This is a genomic window from Escherichia sp. F1 (assembly GCF_046764225.1).
Lineage (GTDB): Bacteria > Pseudomonadota > Gammaproteobacteria > Enterobacterales > Enterobacteriaceae > Escherichia > Escherichia coli.
In genome coordinates this window covers 2,165,787-2,180,889 of sequence record NZ_CP177202.1, presented here as the reverse complement: position 1 = coordinate 2,180,889, position 15,103 = coordinate 2,165,787, and the positions used below count along the sequence as shown (strand labels likewise).

General features: G+C 50.4%; 15 protein-coding genes. 2 read left to right on the top strand and 13 right to left on the bottom strand.

What is annotated here, in order from left to right; genetic code table 11:
- Positions 1 to 9: 9 nt before the first annotated feature.
- From celF to osmE, 6 genes are all read right to left on the bottom strand, one after another.
- Complete coding sequence (celF, locus tag ACK8NJ_RS10555) at positions 10 to 1,362, bottom strand: 6-phospho-beta-glucosidase (protein ID WP_000078748.1); 1,353 nt, start codon at positions 1,360 to 1,362, stop codon at positions 10 to 12.
- A 104-nt stretch (positions 1,363 to 1,466) separates the two neighbouring features.
- Positions 1,467 to 2,309, bottom strand: a complete 843-nt coding sequence (chbR, locus tag ACK8NJ_RS10550; protein ID WP_000983653.1) for a transcriptional regulator ChbR — start codon at positions 2,307 to 2,309, stop codon at positions 1,467 to 1,469.
- Between the two features lie 7 nt (positions 2,310 to 2,316).
- Positions 2,317 to 2,667, bottom strand: a complete 351-nt coding sequence (gene chbA / locus ACK8NJ_RS10545) for a PTS N,N'-diacetylchitobiose transporter subunit IIA (protein ID WP_000968919.1) — start codon at positions 2,665 to 2,667, stop codon at positions 2,317 to 2,319.
- A 50-nt stretch (positions 2,668 to 2,717) separates the two neighbouring features.
- Complete coding sequence (gene chbC, locus ACK8NJ_RS10540; protein WP_000073041.1) at positions 2,718 to 4,076, bottom strand: PTS N,N'-diacetylchitobiose transporter subunit IIC; 1,359 nt, start codon at positions 4,074 to 4,076, stop codon at positions 2,718 to 2,720.
- A gap of 84 nt (positions 4,077 to 4,160) precedes the next feature.
- Positions 4,161 to 4,481: a PTS N,N'-diacetylchitobiose transporter subunit IIB gene (gene chbB / locus ACK8NJ_RS10535; protein ID WP_000412169.1), complete on the bottom strand. Its 321-nt coding sequence runs from the start codon at positions 4,479 to 4,481 to the stop codon at positions 4,161 to 4,163.
- Positions 4,482 to 4,779: 298 nt separating this feature from the next.
- Entirely contained in the window at positions 4,780 to 5,118 is a 339-nt protein-coding gene (gene osmE, locus ACK8NJ_RS10530) for an osmotically-inducible lipoprotein OsmE (RefSeq protein ID WP_001039044.1), read from the bottom strand.
- Positions 5,119 to 5,319: 201 nt separating this feature from the next.
- Here osmE and nadE point away from each other — a divergent pair, with 201 nt between their 5' ends.
- Positions 5,320 to 6,147 carry an ammonia-dependent NAD(+) synthetase gene (nadE, locus tag ACK8NJ_RS10525; RefSeq protein WP_411962424.1) on the top strand — a complete coding sequence of 276 codons (828 nt, stop codon included), beginning with the start codon at positions 5,320 to 5,322 and terminating at the stop codon, positions 6,145 to 6,147.
- 229 nt (positions 6,148 to 6,376) lie between these two features.
- The gene (cho, locus tag ACK8NJ_RS10520) at positions 6,377 to 7,264 is read left to right on the top strand and encodes an excinuclease Cho (RefSeq protein ID WP_000252403.1); all 888 of its coding nucleotides are present in this window, start codon (positions 6,377 to 6,379) and stop codon (positions 7,262 to 7,264) included.
- Here cho and ves read toward each other — a convergent pair.
- The 7 genes from ves to astC form a co-directional block, all read right to left on the bottom strand.
- Positions 7,224 to 7,799 carry an environmental stress-induced protein Ves gene (gene ves, locus ACK8NJ_RS10515; RefSeq protein WP_000455601.1) on the bottom strand — a complete coding sequence of 192 codons (576 nt, stop codon included), beginning with the start codon at positions 7,797 to 7,799 and terminating at the stop codon, positions 7,224 to 7,226. The two genes, cho and ves, sit on opposite strands and share 41 nt — an antisense overlap.
- 202 nt (positions 7,800 to 8,001) lie before the next feature.
- The gene (gene spy, locus ACK8NJ_RS10510; RefSeq protein WP_001228981.1) at positions 8,002 to 8,487 is read right to left on the bottom strand and encodes an ATP-independent periplasmic protein-refolding chaperone Spy; all 486 of its coding nucleotides are present in this window, start codon (positions 8,485 to 8,487) and stop codon (positions 8,002 to 8,004) included.
- A 329-nt stretch (positions 8,488 to 8,816) separates the two neighbouring features.
- Positions 8,817 to 9,785 carry a succinylglutamate desuccinylase gene (gene astE, locus ACK8NJ_RS10505; RefSeq protein ID WP_115423270.1) on the bottom strand — a complete coding sequence of 323 codons (969 nt, stop codon included), beginning with the start codon at positions 9,783 to 9,785 and terminating at the stop codon, positions 8,817 to 8,819.
- Positions 9,778 to 11,121, bottom strand: coding sequence for an N-succinylarginine dihydrolase (gene astB, locus ACK8NJ_RS10500; RefSeq protein ID WP_115423271.1), 1,344 nt, complete (start codon positions 11,119 to 11,121; stop codon positions 9,778 to 9,780). Before astB ends, astE begins: the two co-directional genes overlap by 8 nt.
- Positions 11,118 to 12,596, bottom strand: coding sequence for a succinylglutamate-semialdehyde dehydrogenase (astD, locus tag ACK8NJ_RS10495; RefSeq protein WP_096978870.1), 1,479 nt, complete (start codon positions 12,594 to 12,596; stop codon positions 11,118 to 11,120). Before astD ends, astB begins: the two co-directional genes overlap by 4 nt.
- Positions 12,593 to 13,627, bottom strand: a complete 1,035-nt coding sequence (astA, locus tag ACK8NJ_RS10490; RefSeq protein WP_000989429.1) for an arginine N-succinyltransferase — start codon at positions 13,625 to 13,627, stop codon at positions 12,593 to 12,595. The genes astD and astA overlap by 4 nt, the downstream gene beginning before the upstream one ends.
- Positions 13,624 to 14,844 carry a succinylornithine/acetylornithine transaminase gene (gene astC / locus ACK8NJ_RS10485; protein ID WP_000082004.1) on the bottom strand — a complete coding sequence of 407 codons (1,221 nt, stop codon included), beginning with the start codon at positions 14,842 to 14,844 and terminating at the stop codon, positions 13,624 to 13,626. The genes astA and astC overlap by 4 nt, the downstream gene beginning before the upstream one ends.
- Positions 14,845 to 15,103 lie beyond the last annotated feature (259 nt).

The following is a 15,103-nucleotide window of genomic DNA, read 5'->3' as shown; positions in this document are numbered from 1 at the left end:
CAGCCTCGGTTAATGTGCTTTTTTAAGCTCTGCGATGCAGTCGGCAAAATTTGGCAGCCATTTCTCGTGCGCCAGAATCATCTCGCGTGCCAGCAGCTCAGCATCGCGATCGGAATGCACCAACGGACTAAGGTTTAGCGCCAGTAACACATCGTTAAATTCTCCGCTAAGTGCAGCGTTGCTGGCAGCAATCTCGAAGCCTTTAATGGTGTGAATCAGCCCCATCACTTTATCATCGAAATGCGTAATGCGCGGATGTGGCGTCGCGCCATCGCGCCCCAGCGTACAGGTCATTTCTACCGCCCAGTCTGCCGGAATATTATCAATATGCCCATGATGCGGGATATTAACGTAATGTTCAGCTTGCTTGTCGTTGTAGATAGCGTTGATCACTTCGCACGCTGCATCAGAGTAATAAGCCCCACCGCGCTGTTCCAGTTCTTTCGGCTTAACTTTCAACTCCGGGTTTTTATACAGCTCAAAAAGTTGTTTCTCGACTTTCTGTACTACCTGTGCTCGTGCGCCGCCTTTGTAGTATTCGCCCATTTCAATAGCCAGCATCTCTTTTTGCTTGAAGTAATAAAGCAAATAAGAACACGGCAACAGATTCAGAGAACGAATTAAGCCTTCGCTAAATGGCAGATCGAAAATATTTTTAACGCCAGATGCTTTTAACTGCCCGGATGCCACACCATCAAGTAATTCGGCAAAGCGAGATTTGCCATTTACCAGCACATCCTTAATGAACACCATATGGTTGAGGCCGAACAGATCGATAGATAAATCATCGCTGTCTTTCAGCATCAGAACATCGCGAATAAACATCTTCATGCCGATCGGAATATTACACACGCCGATAAAGCGTTTAAATCCGGTATGACGATAAACGGCTTCAGTGACCATTCCCGCCGGGTTAGTGAAGTTAATCACCCATGCATTCGGACAAAGTTCTTCGACATCTTTTACGATGTCAAAAATCACCGGAATGGTACGCAGACCTTTAAACAGACCGCCCGCGCCGTTAGTTTCCTGACCAAGATAACCATGACTTAATGGAATACGTTCATCCAGTTCGCGCGCCGGTAATTGGCCTACGCGCAGTTGGGTAGTAACGAAATCAGCATCTTTCAATGCTTCGCGGCGATCCAGCGTTTTATAAAGCTTCATCGGGACGCCAGCGTTATCAATCATCCGTTGGCAGAGATCAAAAATAATATCCAGTTTAGCTTTACCACCTTCTACATCCACCAGCCATAATTCGCTGACCGGCAATTCGTGATAACGCTTAATAAATCCTTCCAGTAACTCCGGGGTATAGCTGCTCCCGCCACCAATAGTGACGACTTTTAATTTCTGGCTCATAATTTCTCCCTTCAGTACAGAATACTGATATCTGGCATATCTGCCCCCCCGGACATAAATAATCCAGCAACAGGACAGATATGTGAATTGTCAGGTATAACGACTTACTGATTAAATTCAGTCAATTTCTTACGATAGCTCTTAGGCGTAAAGGACGTTAATTTCTTAAACGTTTTAATAAACAAACTCGGGCTACTATAACCGGCCTCAAACGCAATATCCGTCACTGAATAGTTGGTCATTTCCAGTTGTTTTTTGGCAAAATTAATACGGATTTCATTAATAATCTGCATTGGCGTTTTGCCATAATATCGTTGAGTCGCTCGCGTCAAATATTCCTGTGATTTGGCTGACAACGTCACCATATTCTCCAGTGCCGACTCACTAAACTGCTCTTTATCATGCATCTTTTCTACCGTACTTTTCAGCCACTGCGGTACATCATCAATCACCTGTTCTTCGCGGTAATGACGTAAACGGTTAATGACATAAAAAGTAACCATCTCAACAAACTCTTCCAGCCCTGTTTCGCGGAAATTCAATGAAGAAATCACGGTTTCCACATAGGTGAGAAAAGCGTTATTGGTCCGGTATACCTGCGAAGCGACAAAGCAATAAGGCAACAACGGCAGGTAATGCTGCTCAAAAAAGCGTTTACTGATCCCAACATTCAATATGCGCGTGGCACCAAACTCATAAAAACTTTGATGGTGCGAACCTAACGGAATAAAAACAAAATCGCCCCGTTCCAGTAACACGCGCTTACCGTTAATCTCCTGGAAATAACGCCCGGTTAATACCAGAGTAAATTCATAATAGTCGTGCTGATGCAGTCCGCTGATACTCTCAGTTTTGTTGTAGATAAACACATGGAAGTTTTTGCCATTAAACAACTGCTGTTCTCGGGCAGTGGCAATTTCCGGCGCGTTAATCACTGGCTGCATCATCGACTCCTTATGCCTTCAGTTTTTCATGAAGCTCAATTAATTCGGTAATCAGTTCACGCGCAAGCATGGACGTCATTAAATGATCCTGAGCGTGGACCAGCACCAGACTCACTTTCATCTTACCTTCGCCCGCATCGCCTTCAATCAGTTTCGTCTGTACCAGATGCGCTTCATTCAATGCCATCCGTGACTGATCCATCATGGCTTTTGCTGCGGCAAAATCGCCCTGCTTCGCCTGTTTCAGTGCGGCATACGCCAGGCTGCGCGCTTGTCCGGAGTTGATGATAAGTCCCATCACCACTTCTTCCAGCTCTTCAGCTTCTGTTTGCGTATCGGGAATGTTATCGAGATCCATCATACATCGTTCCTCTCTTTTCTTACCGGCACGATTACCCGTGCCGGCATCGATTAAAATTTCAGGGCGTTAGCGATATCTTCTTCGCTCTCTTCTTTATCAATCGCGTTTTGTGCTTTGTTAGCGACCACAACAAAGGGCAGATAAATTAACGTTGCGATACCAAGGTTGAAGAGTGCGACCAGCAATGCGGCGACGCTACCGTTGGTGTTAAAGAAGGCTCCCAGACCGGTTGGCATGGTCCACGGTGCAATATTGGTCACCGGAGGAATAATGCCCATGTAGTACGCTGCCAGGGTGATTGCCGCCAGAATCGGTTGTACCAGTACAAACGGGATAAACATCACCGGGTTCATGATAATTGGCAGACCAAACAGAATCGGTTCGTTAATCTGGAAGATGCCGGACGGCAGCGCCAGTTTTGCCACCTGACGATAATCAGCACGGCGAGAAGCGATAAAGATAGCCAGGATCAGACCTAAAGTCGCACCACTGCCACCGAGGAAAATAAAGGAGTCCAGCATCGGCTTGGCCCAGATATGGAAGGTCTTACCGGCTGCCAGCGCCGCTTCGACGGAACCATATTGCTGATAGGTCGCGATATTTTCCAGCGCCCAAGGCGTCATAATGCCGTTGTCCAGTGCGGTCAGCGCCAGCGCACCATGAATACCGAAGAACCAGAGCAGTGGAACAAAGATCACATAGGCCCAGCCCACCACGCTACCCAACGATGCCAGTGGGGTTGAGATGGTATCCATAATGATCTGATGGAAGTTGGTGCCCCAGGTATTCAACGCCCAGGCAATAATCCCCATCACGGAAAGAATAATAAAGCCGGGAATTAATGCCGAGAAGGAACGCGATACTGAAGCAGGTACGCTATCGGGCAATTTAATGACCCAATTGCGGCGGACAATAAAGGTAAACATTTCTGCCACCACCAGGCCAATAATAATCCCGGAGATGATATTCGCCCCACCTAACCAGTTTGCGCCAACCGCATAGGCCTCACCGACACTATAAGGGGTGACGGTCATAAATGCTGCAACGGATAACAACCCAGCCGCCAGCGCATCGACTTTACGCTCTTCTGCCAGTGCCATGCCAATAAAGAACGGTGCCATTAAAGACATTATCCCTAATGTTCCGTTATATACGTTGCCGCCAATACCTTTCAGACCATTAAGTGTTTCAATGGTTGAGGCATCCAGGCGAATACCTAAGGAATAAAAAAACGACCCCTCCCCAAAGCTTAGAAAAACGTTGTTAATTAATACAAACATGGCCCCCGCAAGGGTTAACGGCATTAAGCGAATAAAGCCATTTTTGATTGCATTAACGTGTGGCTGCTTTCCTATTTTAACTGCAAAAGGGAGGAGTACCTTTTCAAGCGATGCAATAACATTACTCATAGAAAAATACCCTTAAAAACCGCAATTTAAATATTGCGGTATTGATTTATGAAATAACTCTTTGACGGGAAAATTTAAAATAAATTAATTTGCTGCGGCTTTTTTAATCGCTGCAACCGCAGCCTTAAGCACGCCTAAACCATCGACTTTGCCATAAAGCAGCGAGTCAATTACTTCAACCGGTTTGTTGGGTAACAAACGCTGGATTTCGGGCAACATATAAGCAATCTGCGGCCCTAATAACACGACATCGGCATTCTGACCTTTTTCACCAGCCAGTGTTTCCGGAAATGCTTCAATAATGACCGGAACTTCATATTTTTCTGCCTGTGCGCGCATTTTTGATACCAGTAAAGAGGTAGACATGCCCGCAGAACAAAACAGATAAATGTGTTTCTTTTCCATAAAACTGCCCTCATCGACGATTATCTGTCAGCCAGACACTCCGCAAGCCTTAACCTGCTTCCATGCTCTGGGTAACTTGCGAAACCAACATGACTTTTTTTGTGGCTGAAAGGAGTATACGGTATAGACCTGAGCAATAGTATTTCTTTGACCTTATAAATTGTCTCTCCTTGACCTGCGGTTATGACCCTCTTCACATTTCGGGCAAATAATTCGCGAAGATAATTAAGAACTCAGACCAAAAAAAACCGGCGCAATGGCCGGTTTCCGTTGTTACTCAAGCTTTCAGACGAAGTGATTACTTCGCAGCCTGTGGATCAGTGTCGTATTCAGCACAGGTCTGATAACCGGAGTTGATGACATGTCCGGTATCATCTAACGCGACAAAGTAGGTTTCTGCTTTACCATCACGTTGACCCAGGATGTAGGTCTGGCAAGTACCACGAGCATGGATCATGCTCACTTCAGACGAAGGTTTACCCGCAATTTGTGCAACCTGCGCCCGGCTCATGCCTTTTTTGACGTCTTTCACCACAGGCTGTACAAACTGGTCTTTGGTACGATCATAAGCCGTACAACCCGCCAGCATGGTTAATACCGCCGCTGCACTCAGAATTCCTGCCATATTCTTGTTCATATTCCGTCCTCTTGTTTATCAGCGTGTTAGATAAGCCTGGAATACATTGGGCGCTTTTTCAAGCCCGTGAACGAAACGGCTCCGCTTTCAGAGGATTCCTGTATGACGTTTTAACCACCATTCAACCCGCTGTCGCTTGTCGTTTCAGTAGCAACGGGTTAGCTTTAAGGAAGTTTTGTCTTTTCTGTCTGGAGGGGTTCAATGACATTGCAACAACAAATAATAAAGGCGCTGGGCGCAAAACCGCAGATTAATGCTGAAGAGGAAATTCGTCGTAGTGTCGATTTTCTGAAAAGCTACCTGCAAACTTATCCGTTCATTAAATCACTGGTGCTCGGGATCAGCGGCGGTCAGGACTCCACGCTTGTCGGTAAGCTGTGCCAGATGGCGATTAATGAGCTGCGCCAGGAAACCGGCAACGAATCACTGCAATTTATTGCCGTACGCCTGCCCTATGGTGTTCAGGCCGACGAACAAGATTGCCAGGATGCCATTGCCTTTATTCAACCGGATCGCGTATTAACCGTTAATATCAAGGGCGCGGTATTGGCCAGCGAACAGGCGCTGCGCGAAGCGGGTATTGAATTAAGTGATTTTGTCCGTGGCAATGAAAAAGCGCGTGAGCGGATGAAAGCACAATATAGCATTGCGGGTATGACCAGCGGTGTCGTGGTGGGCACCGATCATGCTGCAGAAGCCATTACCGGATTCTTCACTAAATATGGTGACGGCGGTACGGACATTAATCCGCTGTATCGTCTCAACAAACGCCAGGGTAAACAGTTACTGGCGGCATTAGGTTGCCCGGAACACCTTTATAAGAAAGCCCCAACGGCCGATCTGGAAGATGATCGCCCTTCTCTGCCAGATGAAGTGGCACTCGGCGTGACCTATGACAATATCGACGACTATCTGGAAGGGAAAAACCTACCTGAACAGGTCGCCAGAACAATAGAGAACTGGTATCTGAAAACCGAACATAAACGCCGTCCGCCAATTACCGTTTTCGATGATTTCTGGAATAAGTAATAATTTGCACATATTGGTTTGTGCGAAAAAGAGTACTTTGTTCACGCCGGATGCGGCGTGAACGCCTTATTCGCCCCACAAAACTATGCAAATTCAATATATTGCATGAGTCGAATAGGCCTGACAGGCGTAGCACGTCAGACGGTGTAACCTTTGTCATCAACCCGCCTCTTTTTTAATCGCTCCCCGCCTGTTACACTGGATAGATAACCAGCATTCGGAGTCAACAGTGGTACGGCGTTTAACTTCTCCGCGGCTCGAATTTGAAGCTGCGGCAATTTATGAATATCCCGAACATTTACGTTCATTCCTTAATGACTTACCCACCCGACCAGGGGTGTATCTGTTTCATGGCGAAAGTGACACCATGCCGCTCTATATCGGCAAAAGCGTTAATATCCGCAGTCGGGTGCTTTCTCATTTACGCACCCCTGATGAAGCCGCCATGCTGCGGCAATCCCGGCGAATTAGCTGGATCTGCACCGCAGGCGAAATCGGCGCTCTACTCCTTGAAGCGCGATTAATCAAAGAACAACAGCCGCTGTTTAATAAACGCTTGCGCCGCAATCGCCAGCTCTGCGCCCTGCAATTAAATGAAAAGCGTGTTGATGTGGTGTATGCCAAAGAGGTGGATTTTTCACGAGCCTCCAACCTGTTTGGCCTGTTTGCCAATAGGCGCGCAGCTTTGCAAGCATTGCAGACCATCGCCGATGAACAAAAACTTTGTTATGGCCTGTTGGGACTGGAACCGTTAAGCCGCGGTCGTTCATGTTTTCGTTCTGCATTAAAACGTTGCGCCGGGGCGTGTTGCGGTAAAGAGAGCCATGAGGAACATGCGCTACGCTTGCGCCAGGCTCTGGAGCGTTTGCGGGTGGTGTGTTGGCCTTGGCAAGGGGCGGTGGCATTGAAAGAACAGCACCCGGAAATGACTCAATATCATATTATTCAAAACTGGCTGTGGCTGGGGGCGGTTAATTCGCTGGAAGAAGCGACAACGTTAATTCGGACACCCGCCGGGTTTGATCACGACGGTTATAAAATTCTTTGTAAGCCGCTGCTTTCCGGTAACTATGAAATTACTGAACTTGATCCGGCGAATGACCAGCAAGCCAGTTGATTTCACTGAACAACAGTTTACCTTGCGGTTGTAAAAGCCGCAGGGTGTGCCTGCCATCGAACCAGCACGCGCCCTGGTCGGTAGTGAGCAGTTTATCGCCCAGTTGCCACGCCCCGTTAATCACAAACACTACCCCGCCGCGTGAGCCAAAGGTAGTAAACGTACGTTCGGCAATTCTGACTTTCGCCTTACAGACATCCAGTCGTGTCATGATGTTGAAATCCATCGACATCTGCCCTGCCGTCAGTTTCGCTTTAACCACCTGGTCCGCCGCAAAGGCAAAAGGCTGTAACGGCTTTAGGGTATGGTTAAAGCGGTCTGCGCTTTCAAGGAACATCTCGCCGCCTTCCAGCAACGTCACTATCCTTTCCATACCAGGAAACAAAGAAAACTCCCCATTCGCCGCGATGGATGCAATGCTGGCACGCCAGTAAAAATCACGTTTTGCCGGTGGGAAAGTGCAAATTTCGCGCGTTTCACCGGCAGCATTTCGCCACAGATTCACCGACATTTTACGCATATCAAAGTATTCCATACTCGCTCCCGGCCCGTTCTTTTCATTGTTATCGTTCAGGTAACCGTGGATGGTTATCGGCAACTCGGGTGATTTACGTTAGTGGCGATCAGGCTTTTTTTGCATCTGTTTGAGAACAAAAAAGAAAACCGCCGATCCTGTCCACCGCATTACTGCAAGGTAGTGGACAAGACCGGCGGTCTTAAGTTTTTTGGCTGAAAGATTATTCAGCAGTTGCAGGCATTTTACCTTTTGCCGCTGGACGTTCTGTCAGACGCTTCTCAAAATTAGCATTAAATTGCTTTTTCTGTTCCGGCGTCAGGATGTTGTAAATTTTGTTCTGGGTTTCCATGTGCGCCAGCATGTTAGCTTTGCGCTGTTCTTCCATTTTTGCGATCTGCGCTTCAGCTTTTGCTTTATCGAAGGTATCGCTGGCAATGATGTCATGCATTGCGCGGCGTTCTTCCAGCGGCGGACGTTTCATCTGGTCACGCTGGCCTTTCATGATTTCGCGGATCTGCTGTTTCTGCGCGTCGGTCAGGTTCAGGTCTTTGAACATCATGTCCTGATGCGGACCGAACTTGCCTTTGTGGTGCATCATCGGCTTCGCGTCAGCCGGTGCTGCGGTAGTGGTGTCTGCGGCATGGGCCAGGTTAGCCGCGCCAAGAGCCAGGGTAGAGGCAACAAACAGTGCAGTTAATTTACGCATATTCTATATCCTTCCTTTCAGTTATTTATTACGGCTTTCTTAAGTAGCGTGCCGTGTTGACGAGATTAACTTTACTGACTTTAGCGTCAATTAATCAGAGCAACGGTAAAACAATGAAAGTGTAAAAAACACTTTTGCGCCAATTATGGAGAAAAAAAGAAAATTTGATGGAGAGTGATGAGAGAATATTACAACACGATGATTTTGCAGAGATTATGAAGAACTATACCGGATGACTGGTGATAAATAAAGCAAATAACCAGGATTAATCTGTATTAATTTATAAGAAAGCAACTTAATACCCGCAGAATGATTTCTGCGGGTAAGTATTAGCTTATTTTTTCGAGCATTAATCCCGCGCGTAATCCCAACGCTACCAATGGATTAGGGAATAATACATACTCTACATCATGGGTTACGGTAAAACGTTCCTCCCCGTCCTGCGCCAGCAATGTTCCTTTCTCAAACGGCATAAAATTCAGCGTGTCACTTGCCATATGCATTTCGAAGGACGGCGAGTGGCGAGTAATTTGCGAAACCACCCGATAACGGAGCGGCGGCGTTCTCACGATACCGACATTCTCACCAGATAGCAGCGCAGCAATGGCGCTGGCAGTGACTGCAAACTGGCGAAGATCGTTTTGTCCAAAGGGCAACGCTTTGCCGAGTTCCAGCGTACAGGCCAGCGCGCCAAAATGTCTGGCGCTGAAATGGGTAAACGTACCACCAGGCTCCTGATGGAACACCAGCGCCTCCAGCCCCGCCGCACCCAGCCACGTCAGAAATTTCTCGTCCCAGGGAATGTCGCGTTGCGGTAATACACCGAACCGCGGATGCAAGGAGCCACGAATTGCGGTATGGAGATCAAGGTGCCAGCGCAAAGATTCTTTGCCCTGGTCATAAAAATCTTCCAGGCACTGTTCCAGTTCACGCGCCCGACAGGTTTCCCCGCTCTCAGCAAATAGCTGCCAACGACCGCCAAACATTCGGTTCATATCACTATGGCAATAACGTTTCCCTTGCTTCAGCGCAAGAGGATTCCCGAGGATCACCAGCAACCGCCAACGTAACGGGATCTCGCCGTGAGATATCGCGCCAAGCAACGCGTCCAGCATCTCCACAGGTGCCGTCTCATTACCGTGTATTCCCGCTGAAATCACCAGTGCGCCTTGCGGTGGCGTTAATGGCGTCAGTTCCAGCACACCATCGCCCAGCCAGCGCCAGCGAACGCCGTTGATTTCTCGCTCGGTGATAACCGGTTTTTTACCCGTTAAGGTCAGAGCAAGAAAATTATCCATTGCCCCCTCCCTCGCGCTGGAACGGATAAACCGAACCGAGATTCAGTAATTGGCTCAATACATCCAGTGCTTCCCGCCCTTCGCGCAGCAATTGCGGGTCGGCCAGATCGGCAGCAGTAAGACGATCGCGGTAGTAACGATCCACCCAGTCATTGAGCACATTAAACAGCGTATCGTTCATCATCACCGCCGGATTCACCGTCCGGCGTTCTTCTTCTGTCAATACCACGCGCAACCGCAGGCACGCCGGGCCGCCGCCGTTTGCCATACTTTCACGTAAATCAAAAACTTTTAGTTCGCTAATCGGGTTGTCAGCGGCAAGGAGTTCATTGAGATAACGCCATACTCCTGCGTGTTCCCGACACTCCTGAGGCAGCACCAACATCATGGAACCATCATCGCGGCTCAGTAACTGGCTGTTAAACAGATACGTAGACACCGCATCCGACACGGAAACCTGAGTCGCCGGAACTTCTATCGCCATAAAACCGTTCACCCGCGCACGCAGGTTTGCCAGTAACTGCACCTGTCGAGCGAACGCCTGTTGATGACAAAACAGCACCTGGCGGTTACTCACGGCAATCACGTCATTATGAAAAACGCCCTGGTCGATAACGTCCGGGTTTTGCTGGGCGAAAATCACCTGTTGGGGATTCACCTGATTCAGCCTTGCCACCGCCTCGCTGGCTTCGCGAGTCTGTCGCGCCGGATAACGGGAAGGCCGGGTATCATTGCCCTCTTCTCGCCCGTAGACAAAAAGTTGCATACCCGGTTCACCGTAATGACCGCCGAGACGATTGTGGTTTGCCGCCCCCTCATCACCGAGCAAGGCTACCTGCGGCAACGCCGAATGGACACTAAATTTCTCTTCGTCGTTAAAAATCGCTTTTAACAGCGATTCAGAGACGGGCGCTTCCAGCGAACGGTGAAATTTATTGTTCAGGTTAGCAACGGTGAGATGCACTTTGCCATCCAGCGTATCGGCAGATGGCGCGATCGTTGCCGCATTGGCTACCCACATTGGCGAAGCGGAGCTGACACTGGAAAGCCAGTGCGGTGCCTGGCGTGCAACCTTTTCCAGCACCTGCTCATCGCTACCACTGAAACCCAACTGACGCAGCACCGGAATAAACGGGCGCTCGTGCGGCGGGATCACAGCCTGGGGGAATCCCGCGTCGGCAAGGGCTTTCATTTTCAGTAAGCCCTGCTTCGCCGCCAGTCGCGGGTTAGAGACCTGAAAACGGTGACTGGTGGAGGCTTCATTACCAAACGACAGGCCCGCGTAATGATGCGTCAGCCCTACCAGCCCGTCGAAATTGATTTCCCAGGCGTTCATCGCACCACCTCATCGGAAAAATCCAGCCCAGGGTTAAGCGTGGCGGGCAATGTTAACGAGTCCGACTCCAGACTCGCCATCGGCCAGGCGCAGTAATCTGCGGCATACCAGGCGCTGGGGCGATGGTTACCGGAAGCGCCAATGCCGCCGAATGGCGCGGTACTGGCAGCGCCGGTAAGCGGTTTGTTCCAGTTAACAATCCCCGCCCGCGCCTCCAGCAACAGTTGATCGAATTTTTCCCGCTCGGGGGAAACCAGTCCGCAAGAGAGTCCGAAGCGAGTGTTATTCGCCATTCGAATCGCTTCATCGAAAGTATCATAACGCCAGACGCGCAATAACGGTCCGAACACCTCTTCATCTGGTACGCCAGCAACGCCTGTCATTTCAATGATCCCCGGCGTCAGCAACGATGTCCCTGCTTGTAATAAGCGCGGCGCAAGCAGGGTTCGTCCGCCCATCGCTTCCAGTTGCTGCCAGGCAGTAACCACCTGCTGTGCGGCCTGTTCAGAAATCAGCCCGCCAATAAACGGCTGCGGTTCGTCATCCCAGTTGCCCGGCGTTAATCGCTGGCTGACGGCAACCAGGCGGGCAAGAAATGCATCGCCCTGCGCTCCACTTTTCAACAATAAACGGCGGGCGCAGGTGCAGCGTTGCCCGGCTGTGACAAACGCCGACTGAATGGTCAGATGGACAGCCGCGTCGATATCCGCCACCTCATCGATAATCAGCGGGTTATTGCCGCCCATTTCGAGGGCGAGAATTTTCTCCGGCTGACCGGAAAGCTGACGATGCAACTGGTAGCCAGTATTGGCGCTACCGGTAAACAGCAAGCCGTCGAGATCCTCCAGCGCACTCAGCGCCTGACCCGTTTCACGCCCGCCCTGCACCAGGTTCAGCACGCCCGGCGGCAAGCCAGCCTGCTGCCATAAACGCATTACCGCTTCGCCACTCCACGGTGTCAGTTCGCTGGGTTTAAAGATAATGGTGTTACCTGCCAGCAATGCCGGAACGATATGTCCGTTCGGCAAATGACCAGGGAAATTATACGGCCCAAACACCGCCAGCACGCCGTGCGGGCGATGGCGCAGGCTCGCCGCGCCGTCCGGCATTTCGCTACGCTGCTCGCCGGTACGAACATGATACGCCTTAATTGATATCGCGATTTTATTGATCATCGCCGTCACTTCGGTTGCCGCTTCCCAGCGCGGCTTACCCGTTTCTCTGGCAATAATCGCGGTTAATTCGGCTTTATTGCTTTCCAGCAATCCGGCAAAGCGTTCAACTCTTACCTGACGATCGCCAAAGGAGAGACGCGCCCAGCGCGGAAACGCCGCACGGGCTGCCCGACAAGCCTGCCCGACCTGAGCGGCATCGGCATCATTGCCTTGCCATAACACCTCGCCCGATACCGGATTACGCTTCACACGCAATGCGCCCTGGCCCGTTACCCAATCACCGTTAATCCATAAAGTCATGCTGTTTTCTCCTCTGCGCACAGGCGCACCAGACGAACGCGATCCCCTGCGTGGCATTTGAGGGCATCCAGTTGTGCGGCGGTTAAAATCAAACGCTCGGTTGCCGGATCGGTACGCACCAGCACCACGCGGAAATGGTGATAATTTTCATTGGCGACCAGGCAGGCCGGAAAATCGCCCTGCGCAGGCTGCCCTTCTGCCACTTCCACCAGCCGACTTTTACGGATGGCGCGCACGCGGTCGATGTCACACTCAAGCGTCGGCCCACCGTCGAAGATGTCGATATAATTACGGTAGCGAAAACCTTCTTTCTCCAGTACCGCACGGGCAGGCGCGGTTTGCGGATGTACCTGACCGATGACGTCCTGGGCTTCCTGAGATAAAAAGTGGGTATAGATCGGATGTTTCGGCATCAGTTCTGCAATAAATGCCTTTTGCCCGGTGCCGCAGAGAAAATCGGCGCGGCTAAAATCCATCGAAAAGAAGCGCTTACCGAGGCTTTGCCAGAACGGTGAATAGCCATGTTCGTCAATCACCCCGCGCATTTCGGCAACCACTTTGTCATTAAACTTGTCGCGAAAAGCCGCCATAAACATAAAGCGCGATTTCGACAGCAAATAGCCGTTGCCCTCTTTGCGCCACTCCGGGTCGAGAAACAGCGTGCACAGCTCGCTGCTGCCGGTGTGATCGTTACTGAGAAACAGCGTCGGCAACGCGTTATAGACATTCAGCTCTTTCGAAGCGTGAACCAGCGTGCCGACGCGATAGTTGTACCAGGGATCGTTCAGCCCAACTGCCACCTCAATGGCGCAAATCCCCGCCACTGTGCCTGTCTCGCTATCTTCCAGCACGAACACATAGCCCTGCTCACTTTTGGGCAGTTCGCCTTGCCAGGTTTTGATTGCCCTTTCGATACGCGCCGAAAGCGTGGCTTCATTGGCGGGAAGCGACGTCAGGCCGCCGCCCGTTTTGCTGGCAAGCTGCATCAGCGCCGAGACATCTGAACGCTCAACGGGACGGATGACCATCATGAAGAACCTCGGCTAACAAAGTGTTCGCAAGCAGCTGCAAAGCGATCCAGTCCGGTCGTCACCTCTTCTTCGCTAACATTGAGCGCAGGCGCAAAACGCACCACGTTGCCACCCGCAATCAGTACCATCACGCCTGCTTTCGCCGCTTCCTGAGAGATCTGTTTCGCTTGCCCGGCGTAATCGGCATTCAACACGCAACCAATCAACAAACCTAAGCCGCGAACTTCACTGAACAAACCGTAGCGGTGATTAATGGTATTAAGACGCTCAACAAACCAGTCGTGACGCTGTTTAACGCCATTAAGCATCTCTGGCGTGTTGATGAGATCCAGCACTTTGCCTGCCACCGCCGAGGCCAGCGGATTGCCGCCATAGGTGGTGCCATGAGTGCCAACAGTCATCACGCTGGCGCACTCTTCGGTTGCCAACAACGCACCGACCGGGAAACCGCCGCCCAGCGCTTTGGCGGTAGTTAACAGATCAGGCGTCACGCCGTAGTGCATATAGGCATACAGTTCCCCGGTGCGCCCGACGCCGGTTTGTACTTCATCAAAAATCAACAGCGCATTGTGGCGGTCACACAATTCACGCAGACCTTGTAAAAATGCGTTGCTGGCTGGCACCACACCGCCTTCCCCCTGGATGGGTTCGACAATCACCGCACAGGTAGAGTCGTCAATCAGCGCGCTGGCAGAGTTAATATCGTTATATGCAGCATGACGAATATCCGGCGGCAGTGGCGCAAAATCCTGTGAATAGGCGGGCTGCCCACCCGCACTGACAGTAAACAGCGTGCGACCATGAAACGCATTTTTGAACGCCACGATACCGCTCTTATGGCTGCCGTAGCGGTCGTGAGCGAATTTACGCGCCAGTTTTAGCGCCGCTTCGTTGGCTTCCGCACCGGAGTTACAAAAGAAGACGCGATCGGCAAACGTGGCGTCGATCAATTTTTTCGCCAGTCGCAGTACCGGCTCGTTGGTGTAACCGTTGCCGGTATGCCAGAACTTACTCGCCTGTTCGTTCAGCGCCTCACGCAGTTCCGGGTGCGCATGGCCCAGCGCGTTCACCGCAATGCCACCCGCGAAGTCGATATACTCTTTCCCCTGCTGATCCCACAAGCGCGAACCTTCGCCACGTACCGGTATAAACGGTGCCGGAGCGTAAACAGGTATCATCCATTCATCAAAGTTTTCACGCGTAATTGGCTGAGACATAGCGACCTCTACAGTAAATAATTCGTTATTTATATGTTAATAATAAGTAATGTTTGCGCTGTAAATGTAGATTGCAGGGTTCGTGCCAGCCAGTGATAAAAGTGCATAAACCGCGGTGGCTAACTGGAAATCAAGGAGTTATAACCAAACCATATGCATTTAAAGTGCATATAAAGTGAATACGTTTGCGATATGGGTGAATAAAAAGAATAAAAAACGCAATGTTATGCAGAAGTAAAATATAATTCTGGAATTGTGA